22 protein-coding genes are annotated in these 21,833 nt (G+C 67.3%); 19 read left to right on the top strand and 3 right to left on the bottom strand.

Features of this window, described 5'->3' with window-relative positions:
• Positions 1–209: 209 nt before the first annotated feature.
• Entirely contained in the window at positions 210–2,273 is a 2,064-nt protein-coding gene (locus tag ABH900_RS12275) for a 3-hydroxyacyl-CoA dehydrogenase NAD-binding domain-containing protein (protein ID WP_429623151.1), read from the bottom strand.
• 235 nt (positions 2,274–2,508) lie between these two features.
• Here ABH900_RS12275 and rpoE point away from each other — a divergent pair, with 235 nt between their 5' ends.
• From rpoE to recO, 9 genes are all read left to right on the top strand, one after another.
• Positions 2,509–3,129, top strand: a complete 621-nt coding sequence (rpoE, locus tag ABH900_RS12280) for an RNA polymerase sigma factor RpoE (protein ID WP_429623152.1) — start codon at positions 2,509–2,511, stop codon at positions 3,127–3,129.
• A complete protein-coding gene (locus ABH900_RS12285) occupies positions 3,126–4,004 on the top strand; it encodes an RseA family anti-sigma factor (protein WP_429623153.1) in 879 nt (292 codons plus the stop codon). Before rpoE ends, ABH900_RS12285 begins: the two co-directional genes overlap by 4 nt.
• A gap of 74 nt (positions 4,005–4,078) precedes the next feature.
• On the top strand, positions 4,079–5,614 hold the full coding sequence (locus tag ABH900_RS12290; protein ID WP_429623154.1) for a DegQ family serine endoprotease: 1,536 nt from the start codon (positions 4,079–4,081) through the stop codon (positions 5,612–5,614).
• Between the two features lie 181 nt (positions 5,615–5,795).
• Positions 5,796–7,589 (top strand): translation elongation factor 4, encoded by a 1,794-nt coding sequence (gene lepA, locus ABH900_RS12295; protein ID WP_429623405.1) that lies wholly within the window; start codon positions 5,796–5,798, stop codon positions 7,587–7,589.
• 54 nt (positions 7,590–7,643) lie between these two features.
• The gene (gene lepB, locus ABH900_RS12300) at positions 7,644–8,438 is read left to right on the top strand and encodes a signal peptidase I (RefSeq protein WP_429623156.1); all 795 of its coding nucleotides are present in this window, start codon (positions 7,644–7,646) and stop codon (positions 8,436–8,438) included.
• 52 nt (positions 8,439–8,490) lie between these two features.
• Positions 8,491–8,874 (top strand): DUF4845 domain-containing protein, encoded by a 384-nt coding sequence (locus ABH900_RS12305; RefSeq protein WP_014038086.1) that lies wholly within the window; start codon positions 8,491–8,493, stop codon positions 8,872–8,874.
• Complete coding sequence (gene rnc / locus ABH900_RS12310; protein ID WP_429623158.1) at positions 8,864–9,544, top strand: ribonuclease III; 681 nt, start codon at positions 8,864–8,866, stop codon at positions 9,542–9,544. The genes ABH900_RS12305 and rnc overlap by 11 nt, the downstream gene beginning before the upstream one ends.
• Entirely contained in the window at positions 9,541–10,437 is an 897-nt protein-coding gene (era, locus tag ABH900_RS12315; protein ID WP_429623160.1) for a GTPase Era, read from the top strand. The genes rnc and era overlap by 4 nt, the downstream gene beginning before the upstream one ends.
• An 18-nt stretch (positions 10,438–10,455) precedes the next feature.
• Positions 10,456–11,175, top strand: coding sequence for a DNA repair protein RecO (gene recO, locus ABH900_RS12320; RefSeq protein WP_429623162.1), 720 nt, complete (start codon positions 10,456–10,458; stop codon positions 11,173–11,175).
• A gap of 19 nt (positions 11,176–11,194) precedes the next feature.
• On the opposite strand, the gene ABH900_RS12325 is transcribed toward recO, so the two are convergent.
• Complete coding sequence (locus ABH900_RS12325) at positions 11,195–11,923, bottom strand: Hpt domain-containing response regulator (protein WP_429623164.1); 729 nt, start codon at positions 11,921–11,923, stop codon at positions 11,195–11,197.
• Between the two features lie 127 nt (positions 11,924–12,050).
• On the opposite strand from ABH900_RS12325, the gene rlmD reads away from it, so the two are divergent.
• From rlmD to ABH900_RS12375, 10 genes are all read left to right on the top strand, one after another.
• Complete coding sequence (gene rlmD, locus ABH900_RS12330; protein WP_429623166.1) at positions 12,051–13,385, top strand: 23S rRNA (uracil(1939)-C(5))-methyltransferase RlmD; 1,335 nt, start codon at positions 12,051–12,053, stop codon at positions 13,383–13,385.
• A 34-nt stretch (positions 13,386–13,419) separates the two neighbouring features.
• Positions 13,420–13,905, top strand: a complete 486-nt coding sequence (locus ABH900_RS12335; RefSeq protein WP_429623167.1) for a CYTH domain-containing protein — start codon at positions 13,420–13,422, stop codon at positions 13,903–13,905.
• Between the two features lie 113 nt (positions 13,906–14,018).
• Entirely contained in the window at positions 14,019–14,714 is a 696-nt protein-coding gene (locus tag ABH900_RS12340) for a DsbA family oxidoreductase (protein WP_429623168.1), read from the top strand.
• Positions 14,715–14,876: 162 nt separating this feature from the next.
• Positions 14,877–15,884, top strand: a complete 1,008-nt coding sequence (nagZ, locus tag ABH900_RS12345) for a beta-N-acetylhexosaminidase (protein ID WP_049447084.1) — start codon at positions 14,877–14,879, stop codon at positions 15,882–15,884.
• A complete protein-coding gene (locus ABH900_RS12350) occupies positions 15,884–16,438 on the top strand; it encodes a hypoxanthine-guanine phosphoribosyltransferase (RefSeq protein ID WP_005410592.1) in 555 nt (184 codons plus the stop codon). The genes nagZ and ABH900_RS12350 overlap by 1 nt, the downstream gene beginning before the upstream one ends.
• A gap of 81 nt (positions 16,439–16,519) precedes the next feature.
• A complete protein-coding gene (locus tag ABH900_RS12355) occupies positions 16,520–17,266 on the top strand; it encodes an S-methyl-5'-thioinosine phosphorylase (protein ID WP_429623170.1) in 747 nt (248 codons plus the stop codon).
• 88 nt (positions 17,267–17,354) lie between these two features.
• A complete protein-coding gene (locus ABH900_RS12360) occupies positions 17,355–17,561 on the top strand; it encodes a cold-shock protein (RefSeq protein ID WP_005410590.1) in 207 nt (68 codons plus the stop codon).
• Positions 17,562–17,657: 96 nt separating this feature from the next.
• On the top strand, positions 17,658–18,926 hold the full coding sequence (locus ABH900_RS12365) for an FAD-dependent oxidoreductase (RefSeq protein WP_429623172.1): 1,269 nt from the start codon (positions 17,658–17,660) through the stop codon (positions 18,924–18,926).
• Positions 18,927–19,107: 181 nt separating this feature from the next.
• Positions 19,108–19,371 carry a hypothetical protein gene (locus ABH900_RS12370; RefSeq protein WP_429623174.1) on the top strand — a complete coding sequence of 88 codons (264 nt, stop codon included), beginning with the start codon at positions 19,108–19,110 and terminating at the stop codon, positions 19,369–19,371.
• Between the two features lie 60 nt (positions 19,372–19,431).
• The gene (locus ABH900_RS12375; protein ID WP_429623175.1) at positions 19,432–21,069 is read left to right on the top strand and encodes an acyl-CoA dehydrogenase family protein; all 1,638 of its coding nucleotides are present in this window, start codon (positions 19,432–19,434) and stop codon (positions 21,067–21,069) included.
• Positions 21,070–21,378: 309 nt separating this feature from the next.
• Here the strand turns inward: ABH900_RS12375 and ABH900_RS12380 are convergent, their stop codons facing one another.
• The gene (locus tag ABH900_RS12380) at positions 21,379–21,789 is read right to left on the bottom strand and encodes a hypothetical protein (protein ID WP_429623177.1); all 411 of its coding nucleotides are present in this window, start codon (positions 21,787–21,789) and stop codon (positions 21,379–21,381) included.
• Positions 21,790–21,833: the final 44 nt, after the last annotated feature.

Genomic DNA, 21,833 nt, shown 5'->3' on the forward strand with positions numbered 1-21,833 from the left:
CGCTTGGCCGGGCGGGTGGGTTGCGCAGGACACGCCGTAAACCCATCCATGGGGGCTCGTTGGCGCCATCCATGGCGCCAACGGTCCTGCGCAACCCGACACCGCCCCGCCCAACAAACAGAAAAGCCAGAGCCGCTTTGGCTCTGGCTTCTGCTGTGGAACTTGACGTTGCCTCTGCGCGTGCCGGGCCGCAGGCCCGGCCGATCAACTCACACCACCGGTTCGCGCAGAGCAGGGTTGTCCCAGCCCGGGCGCGGAGCGAAACGGTCGCCGTGGCGCTGCTGCAACGCCTTCAGCCGCTCGACGATTGCATCGGCGCCTACCGCACGGATGTGCTGGATCGGGCCACCGCGGAACGGCGCAAAACCGGTGCCGAAGATCACGCCCGCATCCAGCAGGTCGGCATCGGCCACTACGCCTTCGTGCAGGCAGGCCACCGCCTCGTTCAACAGCGGCAGGATCAGGCGGTCTTCCAGATCGGCCGGTGCCTGGTAGTTGCTGGCCACGTCCGGCTTCTTCGGCTTGCCGTTTTCCCAGGTGTAGATGCCCTGGCCATCCTTCTTGCCGCGCTTGTCCGGCTCCACCGTCTGCAGCGCGGCCGGAATCTGCAGGCCCAGGAACGGCGCCAGTTCACGTCCGACGCCGGCAGCCACGTCCAGACCGACCGTGTCGATCAGCTCGATCGGCCCCATCGGCATGCCGAACTTCACCGCCGCCTTGTCGATCACCGGGCCCGGGATGCCCTCGGCATACGCCGTGGCTGCTTCCAGCATGTATGGGAACAGCACGCGGTTGACCAGGAAGCCCGGGCTGCCGGCCACCGGCACCGGGAATTTGCCCAGCGCCTTGCAGAAGGCGGCGAGGCGACGCTCGGTCTCCGGCGCCATGCCGTCGTGATGGATGATCTCCACCAACGGCATCTGTGCCACCGGGTTGAAGTAATGCAGGCCCGCGAACTGCGCCGGGCGCTGGATATGGTCGCGCAGTTCCACCAGGGGAATCGACGAGGTGTTGGTGGTCAGCAACGCGTCGTGCTTCATCGTCGGCTCCAGCGTCTGGTACAGCGCACGCTTGGCTTCCGGGTTCTCGATGATGGCCTCGATCACCAGATCGGCCTGCGCCACGCCGTTGCCGTCCAGGTCGGCACGCAGGCGTGCGGCCACCGCAGGGCGTTTGCTCTCGTCGCGCACCTTCTTGGCGAACAGGGCCTGCGCACGTTCCATGGCCGGGTCGATGAAGCGCTGCTCGCGGTCCTGCAGGGTCACCTCGAAGCCCTTGTAGGCGGCCCATGCGGCGATGTCGCCGCCCATCACGCCGGCGCCGACCACGTGCACGTGGCGGATGCCGGAATCGCCGCCGCCCAGCCCCTTCAGGCGCTCGGTCAGGAAGAAGATGCGGATCAGGTTGCGCGCGGTCGGCGTGCTGGCCAGCTTGACCACTGCACGGCGTTCGGCGTCCAGGCGCGCCTGCACCGGCTTGCCGCCGCTGCGCTGCCAAGTGCTGATCAGCGCGTAGGGCGCCGGGTACTGGTCTTTCTTCGCCTTGCGTGCGACCTGCTTGACCATCTGCGGTGCCAGCAGCTGGCGCGCCGGCCAGGTGTTGGTGGCCCAGGCCAGCGCACGCTGCTTGAAGGGACGGGTGGTGCCGGACAGCGCCAGCGCCACGGCGGTGTCGAGCACCACCGCCGGTGCAACCACCTTGTCGACCAGGCCGATGCCACGCGCGGCCGAGGCCGACAGGGTGCGCCCGGTCAGCATCATGTCCATTGCCGCCGGCGCGCCCACCAGCTGTGGCAGGCGGGCGCTGCCACCCCAGCCCGGGAAGATGCCGAGCTGGGTTTCCGGCAGGCCGATGCGGGTGGAGCTGTCATTGGAGGCCACGCGATAGCGGCAGGCCAGCGCCAGCTCGGTGCCGCCGCCCAGGCAGTGGCCGTGGATCGCCGCCACGGTGGGGCAGGGCAGCTCGGCAAGCTTCTGATAGGTGGCCTGGCCACGGCGGATGGCATCGTTGACGGTGCCGCGACGGTCGAATTCCTGGAATTCCTTCAGATCGGCACCGGCGATGAAGCCGGCCTTCTTCACCGACTGGATCACCACGCCCTTGGGCGGATCCATGGCGATGCGTTCGAGCAGGTCGCCCAGTTCCAGCAGCACGTCCTGCGACATGGCATTGACGCTGCTGTCCTGGCGGTCCAGGGAGAGAACCACCACGCCGTCGTCGCGGATCTCGGGGTGCCAGTGGCGGAAGCGCAGACCATCGAAGCCTGAAAGCATGGACGTTCCATCCGGTTGTGTATGGAGAAGCGGCTATGATCCAGAGGTTGTTTCCCCCGCGTCAAATCCCAATAGCAGGGGAGTGGCGCACCTGGATCCATGGCCGTGGACCAGGACGCTAACGGAACGGTGGTTAAAAGCTGGTGCGGCGCCGGATGATCGGCGACTGAACTTTTCCCGGGATTGGCAGTCTCATTGCCCGACGTCGGTTGGGCTGACAGGAGTGCGGCCCCTCATGGCCGAGGTTGATACACCACAGGAGCTGGACCTGGAGCTGGTCCGGCGCGTGCAGCGCGGCGAGAGCGCGGCTTTCGATGTACTGGTGCGCAAGTACCAGCATCGGGTCGTGGCCCTGGTCGGTCGCTACATCGCCGACTGGAGCGAATGTCAGGACGTCGCCCAGGACACTTTCATCCGCGCCTATCGCGCGATCGGAAGTTTCCGTGGCGATGCCCAGTTCTCAACCTGGTTGCATCGAATCGCCGTGAATACCGCTAAAAACTACCTGGCTTCACACAATCGACGGCCACCGACCGATGACATCGACATCGGTGACGCCGAACAGTTCGACAGCGGTACGCGCCTGCGTGATACCGATACGCCCGAACGCGAGTTGATGCGCCAGGAACTGGAACAGACGGTGATGAAGGCCGTCAACGCGCTGCCGGAAGAGCTTCGGTCAGCGATCACCCTGCGCGAGGTGGAAGGCCTGAGTTACGAGGATATCGCGCAGAAAATGGGGTGCCCGATCGGCACCGTGCGTTCACGGATCTTCCGGGCGCGCGAGGCGATCGACACTGAACTCCGGCCGCTGTTGGACATCGGCAGTGCCACCCGTGAGAAGAGCCGCGTATGACCAGTAATCCGTTCAACGAATCGCAGAACCATCAATCACCGGCCGGGCAGCGCCTTGACCTGCGCCACCGTGAGCAGCTGTCGGCCCTGGTCGATGGTGAGCTCAGTGCCGATGAGGCGCGCTTCCTGTTGCGCCGCATGGAGCACGACCCCGAACTGGCCGGGTGCCAGGAGCGCTGGCAGCTGCTGGGCGACGTCATGCGCGGGCAGGCCCCGGCGCTGGCGCCGGCCGGTTTCAGTGCCGCCGTCGCTGCGGCCATCGCCGCTGAACCTGCGCCGCAGGCCGAACCGCGCCGGCAGGTGCGCCGCGGTGGCTGGCGGGCCTGGGGCGGCGGCGCCGCGCTGGCGGCCTCGGTCGCTGCGGTGGCCCTGTTCATGGGCGGCGAGAAGCTCAACGAGGCCACCCCGGGTGAGCCGTTGGCACCGCAGGTCATTGCCAGCCAGGCCGAACTGCCACCAGCACCCACCCAGCCGGCCCCTGTGACCGAAGCGTCGGTGGACACCGCCGCGATGGCCGTGGCCGGTGTACCGGCGGTGGCGATGGCTGCCGCCAGCCGGCGCCAGGACAGCCGGCGTGCCAGTGCCACCCGCAGCCAGCAGGCCGCGCGTGCGGCCCAGCGGGATGATGCGCCGCAGCGGGCGATCGCCGCCGCACAGGCGCCGCTGACCCCGACCGTTCCAGCCAATGCCAACCGCAACCTGCCGTTCGGCGAGGTAGGCAGCCTGCAGGCCCGGCCGTGGCCGCGCTCCAGCCTGGCACCCGCCGCCGGCGCGCTCAACGCCAGTTTCCCGGCCCAGGCGGGAGGCGCTGCGTTCTATCCGTTCGAGCCGCGCCTGCAGGATGACCTGCCGGTGCCGCCGCGCCCGCGCAACTGAGCCGGACGCTTTCACGCCCCGCCGTCGGCGGGGCCCGTATTCCTCTTTCCATCCGATCCGGAGGTTGCCGTCCGATGACTCCCCGATTCCGCATGCATGCCGTCGGCCTGCTGGCCCTGACCCTTCCGCTGATGGCCTGCGCCCAGGCCCCGGCTCCCACCGCCCAGACGTCTGCGGCGCCTGCCGCCGCGCCGCGGGTGCCGGCGCAGCCGCTGGTCAGTGGGCTGCCCGACTTCACCAACCTTGTCGAACAGGTCGGGCCGGGCGTGGTCAACGTCGATACCACCATCGTCCGCAGCAACCGCCAGGCCTCGCGCGGCCCGATGGGTGGCGACGATGACATGCCTGAATTCTTCCGCCGCTTCTTCGGTCCCGACTTCCCGATGCCGGGGCAGGGGCCGGGCGGGCAGGATGGCGGCCCCAGCATCAAGGGCCGTGGCATGGGCTCGGGCTTCATCATCTCGCCCGACGGCTATGTGCTGACCAATTACCACGTGGTGGCCGATGCCAGCGAAGTGAAGGTCAAGCTGGGTGACAGCCGTGAATTCAAGGCCAAGGTCGTGGGCAGTGACCAGCAGTACGACGTGGCCCTGCTGAAGATCGACGGCAAGAACCTGCCGACCGTCCGCGTGGGCGATTCCAACACCCTCAAGCCGGGCCAGTGGGTGGTGGCGATCGGTTCGCCGTTCGGTCTCGACCACTCGGTCACCGCCGGCATCGTCAGCGCGTTGGGCCGCAGCACCGGTGGCGCCGATCAGCGCTACGTACCGTTCATCCAGACCGACGTGGCGATCAACCAGGGCAACTCCGGCGGCCCGCTGCTGAACACCCGTGGCGAAGTGGTCGGCATCAACTCGCAGATCTTCTCCGCCTCCGGCGGCTACATGGGCATCAGCTTCGCGATCCCGATCGATCTGGCGATGAGCGCGGTCGAGCAGATCAAGAAGAGCGGCAAGGTCACCCGTGGCCAGTTGGGCGCGGTGGTCGAGCCGATCGATTCGCTGAAGGCTCAGGGCCTGGGCCTGCCGGACAGCCGTGGCGCACTGGTCAACCAGATCGTGGCCGGCAGCGCCGCCGCCAAGGCCGGCGTGCAGATCGGCGATGTCATCCGTTCGGTCAACGGCAGCCCGGTCAACAGCTGGTCCGACCTGCCGCCGCTTATCGGTGCGATGGCACCGGGCAGCAAGGTAAACCTGGGGGTGTACCGCGACGGCAAGCCGCATGACCTCAGTGCCACGCTGACCGCGTTGAGCGAAGACGGCCAGGGCTCGACCCGCGGGCCGGCGGCCGGCGCCACCGACGCGGCGCCGCAGACCGGTGCCAATGCCCTGCTGGGGCTGGACGTCAGCGATCTGAATGCAGCCCAGCGCAAGCAGTTCGGGCTCACTGGCAACGAGGGCGTGCGCATCACTGGAGTCAAGGGCGAGGCGGCGCGTGATGCCGGCCTGTCGCCGGGCATGGTGATCCTGCAGGTCGGCCGCACCGCGGTCGGCAGCGTGGAGGCCCTGAACCGGGCGCTGTCCGGCTACAAGAAGGACGATGTGGTGATGCTGCTGGTCCGCACCGCCAACGGCAACAGCGCCTTCGTGGCGGTCAAGGCCGGCCAGTAAGGCCGGCCGGGGTCGCTTCGGCGGCCCTCGCTTCTCCCCCCGAAGCCCCGCCCCGGCGGGGCTTCGGCCGTTCCGGGCCGGCCCGATGAGGCCGCTTTCGCGGCGAGGCGCCGGGCATGCGATAATCCACCGTTACCCTGACGACGCCGCGCCGCCGCCGCCACCTATGTCTTCTGATTCGATGCGGAACATCCGCAACTTCTCCATCATCGCCCATGTCGACCACGGCAAGTCCACGCTGGCCGACCGCATCATCCAGCTTTGTGGTGGCCTGCAGGCCCGCGAGATGGAAGCGCAGGTGCTCGACTCCAACCCCATCGAACGCGAGCGTGGCATCACGATCAAGGCGCAGTCGGTGTCGCTGCCGTATGTAGCCAAGGACGGGCAGACCTACCATCTGAATTTCATCGATACCCCCGGCCACGTCGACTTCTCCTATGAAGTCAGCCGCTCGCTGGCCGCCTGCGAAGGCGCGCTGCTGGTGGTCGATGCGGCCCAGGGCGTAGAAGCCCAGTCGGTGGCCAACTGCTACACCGCCGTGGAGCAGGGCCTGGAAGTGGTGCCGGTGATCAACAAGATCGACCTGCCCACCGCCGACATCGAGCGTGCCAAGGCCGAGATCGAGGCCGTGATCGGCATCGATGCGACCGACGCCGTTCCGGTCAGCGCCAAGACCGGCCTGAACGTGCAGGATGTGCTGGAAGCAATCGTGCATCGCATCCCGGCGCCGGTGCCGCGTGATACCGACAAGCTGCAGGCGCTGATCATCGACTCCTGGTTCGACAACTACCTGGGCGTGGTCTCGCTGGTGCGCGTGATGCAGGGCGAGATCAAGGCCGGTGACAAGCTGCAGGTGATGTCCACCGGCCGCAACCACCAGGTCGACAACGTCGGCGTGTTCACGCCCAAGCGCAAGGTGCTGCCGGTGCTGCGTGCCGGTGAAGTGGGCTGGGTCACTGCCAGCATCAAGGACGTGCACGGCGCGCCGGTCGGCGACACCCTGACCCTGGCGGGTGATCCTGCCCCGAAGCCGCTGCCGGGCTTCCAGGAAATGCAGCCGCGCGTGTTCGCGGGCCTGTTCCCGGTCGATGCCGAGGACTACCCGGACCTGCGCGAGGCGCTGGACAAGCTTCGCCTGAACGATGCCGCGCTGCGCTTCGAGCCGGAAAGCTCCGAGGCGATGGGCTTCGGCTTCCGCTGTGGCTTCCTCGGCATGCTGCACATGGAAATCGTGCAGGAGCGCCTGGAGCGCGAATACAACCTGGACCTGATCAGCACCGCGCCGACGGTGGTGTACGAGGTCCTGAAGACCGACGGCACCATCATCAACATGGACAACCCGGCCAAGCTGCCGCCGGTGAACCATGTCGAAGAGATCCGTGAGCCGATCATCCGTGCCAACGTGCTCACCCCCGAGGAGTACATCGGCAACATCATCAAGCTGTGCGAAGAGAAGCGCGGCAGCCAGATCGGCATCAACTACCTGGGCAGCCAGGTACAGATCAGCTACGAGCTGCCGATGGCCGAAGTGGTGCTGGACTTCTTCGACAAGCTGAAGTCGGTCAGCCGCGGCTATGCCTCGCTGGACTACCACTTCGTGCGCTTCGATGCCGGCCCGTTCGTACGCGTGGACGTGCTGATCAACGGCGACAAGGTCGACGCGCTGTCGCTGATCGTGCACCGCAGCCACGCCGATCGCCGTGGCCGCGAGCTGTGCGAGAAGATGAAGGACCTGATCCCGCGCCAGCAGTTCGACGTCGCCATCCAGGCCGCGGTCGGCTCGCAGATCATCTCGCGTACCACGGTCAAGGCCATGCGCAAGAACGTGCTGGCCAAGTGCTATGGTGGCGACGTTTCGCGCAAGAAGAAGCTTCTGGAAAAGCAGAAGGAAGGCAAGAAGCGCATGAAGCAGGTCGGACGCGTGGAGATTCCGCAGGAAGCGTTCCTGGCCGTGCTGCAGATGGACAACAAGTAAACCCGCACCGGCCCGGCGTGGCCGGTCGTCTGGTGACGTTGCAAAGGACCCTGAATGAAACTGTTTGAGATCCTCCTGGTCGTGCTGACCCTGGCCTCGGGCCTGATCCTGCTCGCCGACAAGCTGTACCTTGCCAAACGCCGCGCCCAGCGCGCGGGGCTGCTCGACTCCGAACCGGTGCTGGTGGATTACTCGCGTGCGTTCTTCCCGGTGCTGGCGATCGTGCTGATCGTGCGCAGCTTCATCGCAGAGCCGTACAAGATCCCGTCCAGCTCGATGATGCCGAACCTGCTGATCGGCGATTTCATTCTGGTCAACAAGTTCTCCTACGGCCTGCGCCTGCCGATCAGCAATACCAAGCTGGTGCCGTTCGGCGAGCCGTCGCGTGGCGACGTGGTGGTGTTCCACTTCCCCGGCCACAGCGACAACGACCCGGCCAAGGGCGAGAACTTCATCAAGCGCGTGATCGGCGTACCGGGCGACACCGTGGTCTTCGAAGGCGACGGCGTGATCCTCAACGGTGAGCCGCTGAAGTACGACAACAAGGGCATCTATGCCGGCCACCAGGGCCAGGGCGAGGGCAGCAATCTGCTGGTCGAGCACCTGCCGGGCCGCACCCATACCGTGCTGGAGACCGACTATCCGCGTGGCCAGGGTCAGTGGACCGTGCCGGCTGGCAAGTACCTGGTGATGGGCGACAATCGCGACAACAGTGACGATGGCCGATTCTGGGGTCTGCTGCCGGAAGAAAACCTGCGCGGCAAGGCCTTCCTGATCTGGCTGAACTGCCAGGGCTGGTTCTGCAAGGATGGCTTCGAGCCGTCCCGGATCGGCTCGAGCATCAACTGATCGGGCATCAACTGAGTATTTTCACATCCAACGCGTATCTGGGGAGAACGCAATGAAGACGATGAACACGCAGCGTGGCATGACCCTGACCTCGTTCCTGGCGGTCCTGATCGTGGTCGGTTTCTTCCTCTACATCGGCATGAAGCTGTTCCCGATGTACCAGGAGTACTACGCGGTACGCTCAGCGATGAAGAGCCTGGCCAAGGAACCGGGCGTGGGCAGCATGGAACCGGCCCGGATCCAGGACCTGTTCTTCAAGCGCCTGTACATCAACTACTCGGAAAATGTGAAGCCGGCCAACGTGAAGTTCGATCGTCGCGACAATGGCTGGACCCTCAAGGTCAACTACGAAGTGCGCCGTCCGCTGGTCGGCAATCTGGATGTGGTTGGCAAATTCGATTCATCCCAGGACCTGACCCGAAGCGGTGCCGAATAAACCTTTCCAACGTGGCGACCTGATCGGTCACTCCTTCAGCGATGAGGCCCTGCTCAAGCAGGCGCTGACCCATCGCAGTGCCGGCGCGCCCCACAACGAACGTCTGGAGTTCCTGGGCGACAGCATCGTCAACATGATGGCGGCCGAGGCGCTGTACCAGCGCTGGCCCAAGGCCGACGAGGGCGCGATGACCCGTGCCCGCGCCGAGCTGGTGCGTGAAGGCGCGCTGGCGGTGATCGCAAGGACCCTGGAGCTGGGCGAGCGCCTGACCCTGGGTCCGGGTGAAATGAAGTCCGGCGGCCATCGCCGCGACTCGATCCTGGCCGACGCCATGGAAGCGGTGGTCGCCGCGATCTACCTGGATGCGGGCTTCGAGGCCTGCCGGGCGGTGGTGCTGCCCTGGTTCAGCGCTTCGATCGAGGCGCTGCCCGCCTCCGGCCGCCCCGAGAAGGACCCCAAGACCCGCCTGCAGGAATGGCTGCAGGCCCGACAGAAGGCGTTGCCGCAGTACGAACTGGTGTCAGAATCCGGTGACGACCACGCCAAACACTTCCGGGTACGCTGCAACGTAGCTGACCCGGCCGCCAGCACCGAGGGCGAAGGCGCCTCGCGGCGGCTTGCCGAACAACAGGCGGCTGCGGCCGTCCTAGAACAACTGGATTCCAAGTGAGCGAACAAACTCCCCATCATTGCGGCAGCGTGGCCGTCATTGGCCGCCCGAACGTGGGCAAGTCGACCCTGACCAATGCCCTGGTTGGCGCCAAGGTCAGCATCGTTTCCAACCGCCCCCAGACCACGCGTCATCGCCTGCTGGGCATCGCCACCTACCCGGAAGGCCAGCTGGTGCTGGTCGACACGCCCGGCCTGCACAAGGTGCAGAAGCGGGCAATGAACCGGGTGATGAACCGCGCCGCGCGCGGCTCGCTGGAAGGCGTCGATGCCGGTCTGCTGGTGATCGAGGCCGGCCGCTGGGACGAAGAGGACAGCCTGGCTTTCAACGTGCTGCGTGATGCCGGTATCCCGGTGGTGCTGGTGGTCAACAAGATCGACCGGCTGAAGGACAAGGGCGCCCTGCTGCCGTTCCTGCAGGAAGTCACCGCCGGTCGCGATTTCTCATCCGTGCACCCGATCTCGGCGCAGAAGCGCAACGGCCTGGAAGCACTGGTGCGCGACGTGCTGGCCCTGCTGCCGGAAGCGCCGCCGATGTTCGGCGAGGACGAGATCACCGACCGTAGCCAGCGCTTCCTGGCCGGTGAGCTGGTGCGTGAGCAGTTGATGCGCCAGCTCGGCGAGGAACTGCCGTACGCCACCACCGTGGAGATCGAGCGCTTCACCGAAGACGGCAACCTGCTGCGCATCGGCGCGGTGATCTGGGTCGAGCGCGAAGGCCAGAAGGCCATTGTGATCGGCAAGGGCGGTGCCCGTCTGAAGGAGATCGGGGCCAAGTCGCGCCTGCAGATGGAACGCCTGTTTGGTGCCAAGGTGTTCCTGGAAACCTGGGTGCGCGTGCGTGAAGGCTGGTCCGACGACGAGGCCGCACTGAAGGCCTTCGGTTACGAGTAAGCGGGTGCGGTCGCTTCGATGATCATCGAGGACGACACCGGCTTCGTGCTGCATGCACGGGCCTATCGCGAGACCAGCCTGCTGGTCGAGGTGTTGAGCGCGCAGCATGGCCGTATCGGCCTGCTCGCGCGTGGCGTGTCCACCGCCAAGGGCCAGGTGCTGCGCGCTGCGCTGCAACCATTGCAATGGATCCGCTTCAGTGCGCAGCAACGCGGTGAACTGGCCCAGCTGCGCGGTGCCGAGGCACTGGATGCCGCGCCGCGGCTGGTGGGCCAGGCAATGCTGGCCGGCTTCTACCTGAGTGAACTGACCCTGCGCCTGGCACCACGCCAGGACCCGCTGCCGGAGCTGTACCTGGCCTATGGCGAGGCGCGCGCACGTTTGGCCGTGGGCGCAGGCCTGGCCTGGACCCTGCGCCGTTTCGAGCGCGAACTGCTGTCCGCGCTGGGCCTGGGTTTCGAGCTGGACAATGCCAGCGATGGCCAGCCGATCGACCCGGCCGCACGCTACGAACTGGACCCGCAGGACGGCGCGCAGCGCCTGCTCAGCGAGCGCGGGGGAGAGCGCAGGGCGGCGGCCACCGGTTCTGCGCTGCTGGCCCTGGCGGCGGACGAAGAGCCGGAGGCGGCCGATCTGGCCAGCCTGCGCCTGCCGATGCGGCGGGTGCTGGCCCATCACCTGGGCCCGCGTGGGCTGAAGTCCTGGGAACTGCTCGAGCAGCTGGCCCCCCGACGGTAGCGGGAAGCAGGCGCAACCCTCAATGCAGCAGGGCAGCCACCGCTGCGCGGAAACCGGCCTGGGCCGGACCGGATTCGGGCGCGTAATGCAGCTGGCGTACCGCACGGGCCAGCCGGGCCGCGCCAACGAAGCCGCAGCTGGCCTGCAACCGGTGCAGCTGGTTGCGCAGCTGGCGCTCGTCGTGCTGGTCAACCGCCTGCTCGACCGCATCGCGGACACCCGGCAGCTCGGCCAGGAACAGCTCACGCAGGGCGATCAGGTGGTTGCGCTGGCCATTGAGCGCGGCCAGCGCCGCCGTCTCGTCCCAATCCTGCACGTCCAGCTCGACGGCCGCTGGCGCCGGCGCCACGACGATGCCGGCCGGGCTGTTGACCAGCGCGCGGCGCACCGCCTTCAGCAGCTGGTCGCGGCCCAGTGGCTTGACCAGGGTGTCGCTGAAGCCGGCTTCGCGCAGGCGGGCGTGAATGGAGGTATCACCGTCGGCGGTATGCGCCAGCGCCGGAGTGTCCGGGTGCGAACGACGCAGTTCGCGCAGCAGTTGCGCGCCATTGCCATCGGGCAGATTGACGTCGATCAGCCAAAGGTCGTGTGCGCCGGGTTCGGCACTGGCCAGCGCACTGGCCAGGGAATCTGCGGTGTCCACATCCGCCGGTAACGTTTCCAACGCCGCTTTGAAAAAACCGCGGCTGATGATGTCGTCCTCGACAAGCAGGAAGCGGGGCCGTGCGGCCCGCGGGGTCATCTGCATCAGGGCTGCCTCCATGTCAGCTGACCCAATCATCAAGCACGGCGGCCATGGGCGCAAGCGGGTCCGGACCCCGCCGCTCAGGATCTGCGACAATACGCCCCCATTTTTGCCCGCAGCCTGTTGCCACGTGGCCCGATCCCGCTCCCGCATCGACCGTACCCCGTTCCAGACCGAAATCCTCGACCTCAGCCATGATGGTCGCGGCGTCGCCCGCCGTGAAGGCGAGGGCGGCAAGGTCACCTTCGTCAGCGGCGCCCTGCCGGGCGAAGTGGTGAAGGCTGAACAGACCGCCTGCAGCCGCCACTTCGACGAGGCGCGCACGGTGGAAGTGCTGCAGGCCTCGCCGCAGCGGGTCACGCCGAAATGCCCGCATTTCGGCACCTGCGCCGGCTGCGTGCTGCAGCACCTGGACGAAGACCAGCAGATCGTCGCCAAGCAGCGCGTGCTGATGGACAACCTGGAGCGGATCGGCCATGTGAAGCCGGGCGCGGTGCTGCCGCCGCTGGTGGGTGAAAGCTGGGGCTACCGCCGAAAGGGCCGGTTCTCGGTGCGCCGGGTCGAGAAGAAGGACAAGACCCTGGTCGGCTTCCGTGAACAGGACCCGCGTTTCGTCGCTGATCTGCGTCAGTGCCTGACCGTGATCCCGGAAATCGGCACCAAGGTCGAGGTGCTGTCCCTGTTCATCGAGTCGCTCGATGGCAAGCGCGACATTCCGCAGATCGAGTTCATCGCCGGCGATCAGGCCGTGGTGCTGACCGTGCGCCATCTGCAGCCGCTCAGCGATGCCGACCGCGCTGCCTGGGCCGCCTTTGGCCAGCAGCATGGTTTTGTGATCTACCTGCAGTCCGGCGGCGTGGATACCGTACAGCCGCTGGACGGGCAGGGCGTGCCGCTGTCGTTCCGGCTGGCGCCGTGGGATGTGGAGTTGGCGTTCCGCCCACTGGACTTCATCCAGGTCAACGCCAAGCTCAACGAGAAGATGATCGCCCATGCCCTGGACCTGCTGGAGCCGGGTGAGGACGAGCGTGTGCTGGACCTGTTCTGCGGCCTCGGCAATTTCACCCTGCCGCTGGCCCGTCGTGTGCGCGAAGTGGTCGGCGTGGAAGGCGATGCCGGGCTGGTTGCCCGTGCCCGTGAGAACGCCGAGCGCAACGGCCTGGCCAACGCGCAGTTCTTCAGTGCCGACCTGACCCAGGACCAGCGCAGCACCCCGTGGATGCGCCAGGGCTTCGACAAGCTGCTGCTGGACCCGCCGCGCTCGGGTGCGATCGAAGTGCTGCAGCAGCTGCCGCTGAAGCAGTTCAAGCGCATCGTCTACGTCAGCTGCCACCCGGGCTCGCTGGCACGCGATGCCGGCTACCTGGTCAATGAGCAGGGCTTCACCCTGGTCAGTGCCGGTGCCATGGACATGTTCCCGCACACCGCGCACGTGGAAAGCATCGCGGTGTTCGAGAAGCGCTGACCGCCTGTCATCACCCATCGCGCATAATGGCGCGATGGGCATCGAAATCGAACGCAAATTCCTCGTCAGCAGTGATGACTGGCGTGCCGCCGCGCATCGGGTTGTCCCGATGGCGCAGGGTTACATCAACGATATGGGGGCGCTCGACCGCGGCAGCCAGAACGCGTCGGTGCGGGTCCGCATCGAAGGCGAGCATGCTGCGCTGAACCTGAAGTCGCGCACCATCGGGCATACCCGGCAGGAATTCGACTACCCGATCCCGGTGGAAGATGCGCGTGCGCTGCTGGCGTTGTGCGTGGGCGGGCTGATCGACAAGCGCCGGCATCTGGTCGAGCACGCTGGCCTGACCTGGGAAGTGGACGAATTCCTCGGCGACAACGCCGGGCTGGTGGTGGCCGAGGTCGAGCTGGACAGCGCGGACCAGGTCATCGACCTGCCGGCCTGGGTCGGTTCCGAAGTGACCGACGACGCCCGCTACTACAACGTCGCCTTGGCCAGCACCCCCTATTCACAGTGGTGAACCCCGAAAAAGGGGACGGAGGGGATTAAGTCGTCTTTACCCCGCCTGTGCGGAAAGCGACTTAATCCCCTCCGTCCCCTTTTATCGAGGGTGGCGGGCCCCATGTCGGGGGGATGAGAATCGATATCTATTCCGACGTGGTCTGCCCCTGGTGCTGGATCGGCAAGCATCGTTTCCAGCAGGGCGTGCAGTTGCTGGGTGCCAACGCGCCCGAACTCGACATTCATTGGCAACCGTTCCAGCTGGACCCGGATGCGGACGCGACCCCGGTGCCGCTGCGCGAGGCTTACGTGCGCAAGTTCGGCGGCGCCGAGCGCACCGAACAGATCCTCGGTCAGACCCAGACCACCGCGCGCGCGGAAGGCCTGCCGATGGATTTCAGTCAGGGCCAGGTGCGGGTGACTACCCTGCCGGCACACCGGGTGCTGTGGCTGGCCGGGGAGCATGGCTTGCAGGACGCGGTGGGTGAGGCGCTGTTCCGCGCCCACTTCGAGCAGGGCCAGAACCTGGCCGACCCGCAGGTATTGATCAAGGCCGGCGTCGCTGGTGGCCTCGATGCGGGCGAGATCGCGCAGATGCTGGCCTCCGACCGCGGGTTGGCTGAAGTCGACGCCAAGCTGGCGCAGGCTCACGCGCTGGGCATTTCCTCGGTGCCGACCTTCGTCATCGACGGCCGCTGGGCCATTTCCGGCGCGCAGCCACCGGAAGCGTTCGCCAACGCCCTGCGCCAGATCGCCGCCGAGCAGGGCACACTGGAGCCCCCGGCCGATGGCGACGAGGCCTGCGGCCCGGACGGCTGCAAGGTCTGAGCAGATCGGGGTCAGGTCTCCTGTGGGGATCCGACCCCGGGGTCGGACCCATACAGGGGCTCTGACCCCACACTTCCCTTTTGCCTTGGCCACTGCGCCTGTCGGCCGGTTCTGCGACAATGCGGCACTGCGCCATGCGGGCGCGCGTTGTGGAGATCGACCATGCTGCTGATCGGCGTTGCCGGCACCGAACTGACCGCCCAGGAACGTGACTGGCTTCAGCACGATGCCGTGGCCGGGGTGGTGCTGTTCAAGCGCAACTTCGCCTCGCGCCAGCAGGTGACCGATCTGAGCGCGGCCATCCGTGCCGCCGCCCCGCGCCCGCAGCTGATCTGCGTGGACCAGGAAGGCGGCCGCGTGCAGCGCTTCCGCGAGGGTTACAGCGAGCTGCCGCCGCTGCAGGACATTGGCGCGTTGTATGCGACCGACCCGCAGCAGGCGCTGGCCCTGGCTGAGCAGCATGCCTGGCTGATGGCCAGCGAAGTGCGGGCCAGCGGGCTGGACCTGAGCTTCGCGCCGGTGGTCGACCTCGGCCGCGGCAACCGCGCCATCGGCAACCGTGCCTTCAGCGAGGATCCGCAGGTGGTGGCGGCGTTCACGGCGGCCTACGTGCGTGGCATGCACGCGGTCGGCATGGCCGCCACGCTCAAGCATTTCCCCGGCCACGGCACCGTGCTGGAAGACACCCATGTCGATACCGCAATCGACCCGCGGGCGCTGGACGAACTGCGCGCGCAGGATCTGGTGCCATTCCAGGCCGGGATCGCCGCCGGTGCCGACGCCGTGATGATGGCGCATGTGATCTACCCGCAGGTGGCACCCGAGCCGGCAGGCTACTCACCGCGCTGGATCCAGGACATTCTGCGCGGCGAGCTCGGCTTCCGCGGTGTGGTGTTCTCCGATGACATCGGCATGGCCGCCTCGCACAGTGCCGGCGGCGTGCCGGCGCGCGTGCACGCCCACCTCGACGCCGGCTGCGACGTGGTGCTGGTCTGCCACCCGGAGCTGGTCGATGAAGCCCTGCACGCGGTGCAGGGACGCTCCCTCAATACTGCTGCGCTGCTGGGCCTGCTTGGCCGCGGCGCGCTTGGCTGGGACGGCCTGTTGGCCGATGCCCGCCATGGCGACACCCAATCCCGTCTGCTTGAAACCCTTGGAAGAACCGTCTGATGCCCAACCTCACCATTTCCCAGGCCCTGGCCCAGGCTGACCTGCTGGTCGACCGTCCCACCATCGACAAGGCCATCGCCGGTATCGCCGACGCCATCGCGCGCGATTACAAGGGCGAGGTGCCGTTGTTCCTGTCGATCATGCACGGTGCGCTGCCGTTCGCCGGCCAGCTGGCGCTGGAGCTGGGCGCGCGCGGTCAGGACGTGCAGTTCGATTACCTGCATGCCACCCGCTACCGCGGTGAAACCACCGGCGGCGATCTGGTCTGGAAGCACAAGCCGGCCACCTCGCTGTTCGGTCGCCGCGTGCTGCTGGTCGACGACATCCTCGATGAGGGTTACACCCTGCAGGGCGTGCGCACCTGGTGCCTGGAGCAGGGTGCAACCGATGTGCGCATCGCTGCGATGACCGTGAAGAAGCACGACCGCGCGCTGCCGGACGTGACCGCTGATTACGCCGGCATCGAGCTGCCGGACCGCTACGTGTTCGGCTTCGGCATGGACGTCAACGAAACCCTGCGCTGCGTGCCGGCCATCTACGCGATGAAGGAATAACGGCGCAGCCGCCTGCGGCGCGTCCTTCCCATCGCCGGCATCCTCGGGTGCCGGCGTTCGTCTTTTCATGGAGTGCTTCGAATGCAACAGATCGCCCTGGCCGTGATCGGCGGTACCGGTGTCTACAACCTGGCCAAGCTCGACGACGTGCAGACCTACGAGGTCGACACCCGCTTCGGTCGCCCGTCCGGCCCGGTGCGCGTGGGCATGCTGCTCGGCCACCGCGTGGCCTTCCTGGCGCGCCATGGCGAAGGTCATTCGCTGCCGCCGCACAAGGTCAACTACCGCGCCAACCTGGCCGCGCTGCAGCAGTTGGGCGCGCAGCGGGTGCTGGCGTTGAACACCGTCGGCGGCATCACCGAGAACTTCGGTCCGCGCGTGCTGGCCTGCCCGGACCAGATCATCGACTACACCTGGGGCCGCATCAGCACGATCTGTGAAGAAGAGGGCACCGACGTGGTCCACGTCGATTTCGGTCATCCTTACACGCCGATGCTGCGCAGCAAGATCCTGGCGGCGGCGAAGGTGACGGGTGTCGCGGTGCATGACGGGGGCTGCTACGGCGCCACGCAGGGCCCGCGGCTGGAAACCATCGCCGAAATCGCCCGCATGCGCCGCGACGGCTGCGACCTGGTGGGCATGACCGGCATGCCCGAAGCCGCGCTGGCGCGGGAGCTGGGGCTGGATTACGCCTGCCTGGCGATCATCGCCAACTGGGCGGCCGGCTGCGGCGATGGCGAGGAGATTACGATGGCCGAAGTGCTGGCCAACGTGCAGGCGGCCAGTAACGGACTTCCGGAACTGGTGGGCGAATTGGCACGGGGGTGATTGTCTTCCCCGAGCAAGCTTTGCATACTCAGCTTGTGCGCGGGTTCAGCGTACACCACCCATTCATTGCATAAGGTCTCGCATCACCATGCCGAACGGTACCGTCAAGTGGTTCAACGACGCCAAGGGATTTGGCTTCATCTCGCCGGAGGATGGCAGCGCCGACGTGTTCGCGCACTTCTCCGCCATCAACTCCAAGGGCTTCCGCAGCCTGCAGGAAGGCCAGCGTGTCACCTATGACGTGACCCAGGGCCCGAAGGGTGCCCAGGCTTCGAACATCACGCCGGCCGAGTGATCGACTCGACAGTGCGTTGAAAACCCCGCTCCGGCGGGGTTTTTTTTTGCGCCGCCACCGCGGCCATTCGCTTTCCGGCTCGGGCACAATGCGTGGATGACGGAACGACTGCGCATCGCCGTGATCGGCTACGGCACCGCTGGCCAGGCAACGGCCATCCTGCTCGCCCGCGACGGCCACGAGGTGGAGATCTTCGAACGCGTGCCTACGCCAGGGCCGGTGGGGGCGGGTTTCCTGCCGCAGCCCAGTGGCCTGCAGGTGCTGTGGCAGATGGGCCTGCTCGGCGCCGTGCGTGCGCATGCCGCGCCGGTACACCGGCTGTATGGCGATACGCCCTGCGAGCGGGCGGTGATGGACATGCGCTACGACGGTCTGGATGCGCGCCTGCACGGGCTGGGCATGCAGCGCGGAGCGCTGTTCTCGCTGCTGGACGAGGCGCGCGCCGGCGCCGGCCAGCTGCACGCCGGTACCACCATCACCGAGGTGGACACCACGCAGGGGCGTCTGCGCGACAGCGACGGGCGCATGCACGGCCCGTTCGACCTGGTGGTGGCCGCCGATGGCGCGGCGTCGACGCTGCGCGGCACGATCGAAGGCGGGGCCGGCCTGGACCGGGTCTATCCGTGGGGTGCGCTGTGGTGCCTGCTGCCGGCCGAAGACTGGCCACACCTGCAGGAACTGCGGCAGCGCTACGTTGCTGCGCGCAAGATGATCGGGCTGCTGCCGGTGGGCACCCGCCCGGGCGATGACACGCCGCGGCTGAGCTTCTTCTGGAGCCTGCCGCGTGCCGATTTCGAACGTTGGCAGCGCGATGGCATGGCGCCCTGGCTGGAAGAACTGCACACGCTGTGGCCGCAGGCCGGCACGCGTTTCGCGCACCTGCAGGACGCGGGCCAGCTGGCACGCGCGGTCTACCGCGATGCGGTGATGACACGCTGGCATCGTGGTCGCATGGTGCTGGCCGGTGATGCCGCGCATGCGATGAGTCCGCAGCTGGGGCAGGGCGTGAACATGGCGCTGCTGGATGCGCTGGCGCTGCGCGATGCCGTGCGCATGCATGGCAGTGCGCCTGCTGCATTGCAGACCTACCAGGCGCAGCGGCGGGCACATGTGGCCGTGTACCAGCGCTGGAGCCGTTGGCTGACGCCGCTGTTCCAGTCCGAGCGCGATGCATGGGCGAAGGCGCGTGATGTGCTGCTGGGGCCGATGGGGCGCCTGCCTGGCGGGCGCGGCCACATGCTGCGCGTGCTCAGTGGCACCCAACACGGCTGGTTCGGCTCGATGGCGCTGGAACCGGCCTTCATCGACGCATTGGCCACTACCACCGAACCGGCTCGCGTGACTGCATCCGCGGCGGCGGCGTGAAGCAGGTCGTCACGTGAATTAACGGTTGCCTCACTGCGTGTATGCGAGAAGAGGGAAGCACGCGACAGTCGCGTCGCCCGTTTTCCTTTCCGTGATCAACATCGCGCGTGGCCCGGGCGGCGCTGCCGTTGCGGCCTGTTGCGGCCCGGATGTGCCGCCGGATGTTGAAGAGGAGGACGCCATGTTGTTCGCGGTCGAGGAGCTGGAATCGGAAATCTGCAAGCTGCGCGGTCTGCTGCAGATGTTGCACGAGGACCAGCCCGACGTACTGGAGGACGTGTTCGAGTTCCATGTCGGCAGCCTGATCAGTCATGCGGCCGATGAGCATCATGGCTACATCCGTCGGTGTGCGGTGCAGATGCTGCGGGAGCTGCCGGTGGCAGCGGCACCGGCCAGCAACATCGGCTTCTGCCAGCTGCCGGTGGCGTTGGCCCGCGGCGGCTGAACACGGCTTCGTCGTGGCCTGCGGCAGAATCGGCGACATACCTCCGTGCAGGATGCGCCGATGACCGCAGCAGGCAACGCGATGAACGCCCCGTTTGAAACCCATGTGGTGTTGAACCAGCCGCCGCCCTTCGCCGGCCACCAGCTGTGGACCGACGACGTGGCGTTGATGGAGGCGGTGCAGCGCGAGGGTGCGGGCGGCCTGGCGCCGCGGCTGGCGGTGTATGGCGCACTGGCCGGCGATGAGCTCTACCGCCTTGGCTTTGATGCCAACCGCGATCGCCCGCGGCTGCGCACGCATGATGCGCAGGGCCATCGCATCGATACGGTGGAATTCCATCCGGCCTATCACCAGTTGTTGGGTACGGCGAAATCGCATGGCGTCGCCGGGCTGTCCTGGCACGAGCCGCAGCCGGGCGCACACGTCGCACGTGCTGCATTGAGCTACCTGCATCACCAGGCCGAGGCCGGTACCAGCTGCCCGCTGACCATGACCCATGCGGCGGTGGCGGTGTTGCAGTCGCAGTCGCACCTGGCCGAGTGGGCGCGCAAGGCGGCCGCACCGGTCTATGACCCGCGTGATGTGCCGGTATCGGACAAGGCCGGCATCACCCTGGGCATGGGCATGACCGAGAAGCAGGGCGGCTCGGATGTGCGCGCCAACAGCACGCGTGCTGAACCGATCGATGGCGAGCGCTATCGACTGGTCGGCCACAAGTGGTTCTTTTCCGCACCGATGTGCGATGGCTTCCTGGTGCTGGCGCAGGCGCCCGGTGGCTTGACCTGCCTGCTGATGCCACGCCGGCTCGCAGATGGCGACCGCAATGCATTCCGCTTGATGCGGCTGAAGGACAAGCTCGGCGATTGGGCCAACGCCTCCAGCGAGGTCGAGTTCTGCGGCGCGCAGGCGTGGCGGGTGGGCGACGAGGGACGTGGCGTGGCCACCATCATCGGCATGGTGATGATGACCCGCCTGGACTGCATGCTGGGTGCGGCAGCGGAAATGCGCATGGCGCTGGCGCAGGCGCTGCACCATGCGCGCCATCGGCGCACCTTCGGCAAGCTGCTGGTGGAGCACCCGTTGATGGCCAACGTGCTGGCCGATCTGGCCCTGGAGTCGGAAGCGGCCACGGTGCTGTCGATGCGCATCGCACGCGCGGTGGATCGCGCGGGTGTGGATGACAACGAAGCGGCATTGGCTCGGCTGGGCACGGCGTTGGGCAAGTACTGGGTGTGCAAGCGCGCGGCTGCGTTCGTCAATGAGGCACAGGAGTGCCTGGGCGGGGCTGGCTATGTGGAAGAGTCGATGCTGCCGCGCTTGTACCGGCAAGCACCGTTGAATTCGATCTGGGAAGGCAGCGGCAACATCCAGTGCCTGGACGTGCTGCGTACGCTGTCTCGCGAGCCGGAGGCGCTGGCGGCGTTGCGCGGCGAGCTGGCGGCGGTGGCGGATCGGGATGCGCGCTATGCAGCGGCATTGCAGCGTTGGGCAGCGGCGCCGCCCCCGGAGGAATCGCAGGCGCGGATGTTCTGCGAGCGCACGGCGCTGTTGCTGCAGGCGGCATTGCTGCTGCGCGCGCGCAGTCCGATGGCTGAGGTGTTCGTGCGCAGCCGCCTGCAGGGCGAGCACGGGTTGGCGTTCGGGACGCTGCCGGTGGGAGTGGATCTGTCGGCGATGCTGGTGCGCGCGCTGCCGTAGGTGACGGCCAACGGCGGAGCCCCTCGTGGTGGGCGCTGATACTGATGGGAGGGCCGCGCGGGTAGGTCGCGCAGGGGGCGCCGTGAATACGTCCTTGTAGGCTCGGTCGCCGCATCCATGCGGCTCACGCCCCTGCGCAACCCACCCGCGCGGCCTTGGACGGTTTCCGTGCGCGTCCACTGCGGAATCAACGGAAAAGCGGAGAGCAGAAGCAGAAAAGCCGCGGCACTGCCGCGGCTTTTCCAGTGGCGCCGAGCCCATGCTCGGCTGGCCGGTAGCGCCGGGCCATGCCCGGCGAACGGGAGGTCCTCAGTGCTTGGCTTCTTCCTTGGCCGCGTTCGCCTTCGCGTCGTTGGCGACATCACGAGCCTTGTCGGCCACCTTCTGCGCGGCGTTGGCGGTGGCGTCGCTGGCGTGCGCCGCTGCATCGGTCGCTGCGTCCTTGGCCTTGTCGGCGGCGTTGGAGGTGGCATCCGCTGCCTTGTCCAGCGCCTTCTGGGTATCAGCAGCGGCCTGTTCGGAAGCGGCAGCGGTCTTGTCGGCGGCTTCGCGGGTGGCGTCAGCGGCCTTGTCGACGGCGTCACGGGCGGCAGCGCCGGCACTGTCGGCAGCCTGCTGCGCGTCCTGCTTGGCCTGTTCCGCTTCCGGGCCCTTGCAGGCGGCCAGGGCCAGCAGCAGGGAGGCGGCCAGCACGGTGGTGGTGATCGGGCGAATCTTCATGGCGGTCTCTACTGCTGCAATGGATGGGGACGCCAGCCTATTCA

Source organism: Stenotrophomonas sp. AN71 (assembly GCF_050435725.1).
Taxonomy (GTDB): Bacteria; Pseudomonadota; Gammaproteobacteria; order Xanthomonadales; family Xanthomonadaceae; genus Stenotrophomonas.

Excerpts from the sequence above, each read along its gene's own strand:
- ABH900_RS12380 (WP_429623177.1), bottom strand. The coding sequence starts at position 21,789 with ATGAAGATTCGCCCGATCACCACCACCGTGCTGGCCGCCTCCCTGCTG.
- ABH900_RS12355 (WP_429623170.1), top strand. The coding sequence starts at position 16,520 with ATGCAACAGATCGCCCTGGCCGTGATCGGCGGTACCGGTGTCTACAAC.
- ABH900_RS12375 (WP_429623175.1), top strand. The coding sequence starts at position 19,432 with ATGACCGCAGCAGGCAACGCGATGAACGCCCCGTTTGAAACCCATGTG.
- ABH900_RS12335 (WP_429623167.1), top strand. The coding sequence starts at position 13,420 with ATGGGCATCGAAATCGAACGCAAATTCCTCGTCAGCAGTGATGACTGG.
- ABH900_RS12360 (WP_005410590.1), top strand. The coding sequence starts at position 17,355 with ATGCCGAACGGTACCGTCAAGTGGTTCAACGACGCCAAGGGATTTGGC.
- ABH900_RS12350 (WP_005410592.1), top strand. The coding sequence starts at position 15,884 with ATGCCCAACCTCACCATTTCCCAGGCCCTGGCCCAGGCTGACCTGCTG.
- nagZ (WP_049447084.1), top strand. The coding sequence starts at position 14,877 with ATGCTGCTGATCGGCGTTGCCGGCACCGAACTGACCGCCCAGGAACGT.
- ABH900_RS12305 (WP_014038086.1), top strand. The coding sequence starts at position 8,491 with ATGAAGACGATGAACACGCAGCGTGGCATGACCCTGACCTCGTTCCTG.
- lepB (WP_429623156.1), top strand. The coding sequence starts at position 7,644 with ATGAAACTGTTTGAGATCCTCCTGGTCGTGCTGACCCTGGCCTCGGGC.
- lepA (WP_429623405.1), top strand. The coding sequence starts at position 5,796 with ATGCGGAACATCCGCAACTTCTCCATCATCGCCCATGTCGACCACGGC.
- recO (WP_429623162.1), top strand. The coding sequence starts at position 10,456 with ATGATCATCGAGGACGACACCGGCTTCGTGCTGCATGCACGGGCCTAT.
- ABH900_RS12370 (WP_429623174.1), top strand. The coding sequence starts at position 19,108 with ATGTTGTTCGCGGTCGAGGAGCTGGAATCGGAAATCTGCAAGCTGCGC.
- ABH900_RS12285 (WP_429623153.1), top strand. The coding sequence starts at position 3,126 with ATGACCAGTAATCCGTTCAACGAATCGCAGAACCATCAATCACCGGCC.
- ABH900_RS12275 (WP_429623151.1), bottom strand. The coding sequence starts at position 2,273 with ATGCTTTCAGGCTTCGATGGTCTGCGCTTCCGCCACTGGCACCCCGAG.
- ABH900_RS12325 (WP_429623164.1), bottom strand. The coding sequence starts at position 11,923 with ATGCAGATGACCCCGCGGGCCGCACGGCCCCGCTTCCTGCTTGTCGAG.
- rpoE (WP_429623152.1), top strand. The coding sequence starts at position 2,509 with ATGGCCGAGGTTGATACACCACAGGAGCTGGACCTGGAGCTGGTCCGG.
- ABH900_RS12340 (WP_429623168.1), top strand. The coding sequence starts at position 14,019 with ATGAGAATCGATATCTATTCCGACGTGGTCTGCCCCTGGTGCTGGATC.
- ABH900_RS12365 (WP_429623172.1), top strand. The coding sequence starts at position 17,658 with ATGACGGAACGACTGCGCATCGCCGTGATCGGCTACGGCACCGCTGGC.
- ABH900_RS12290 (WP_429623154.1), top strand. The coding sequence starts at position 4,079 with ATGACTCCCCGATTCCGCATGCATGCCGTCGGCCTGCTGGCCCTGACC.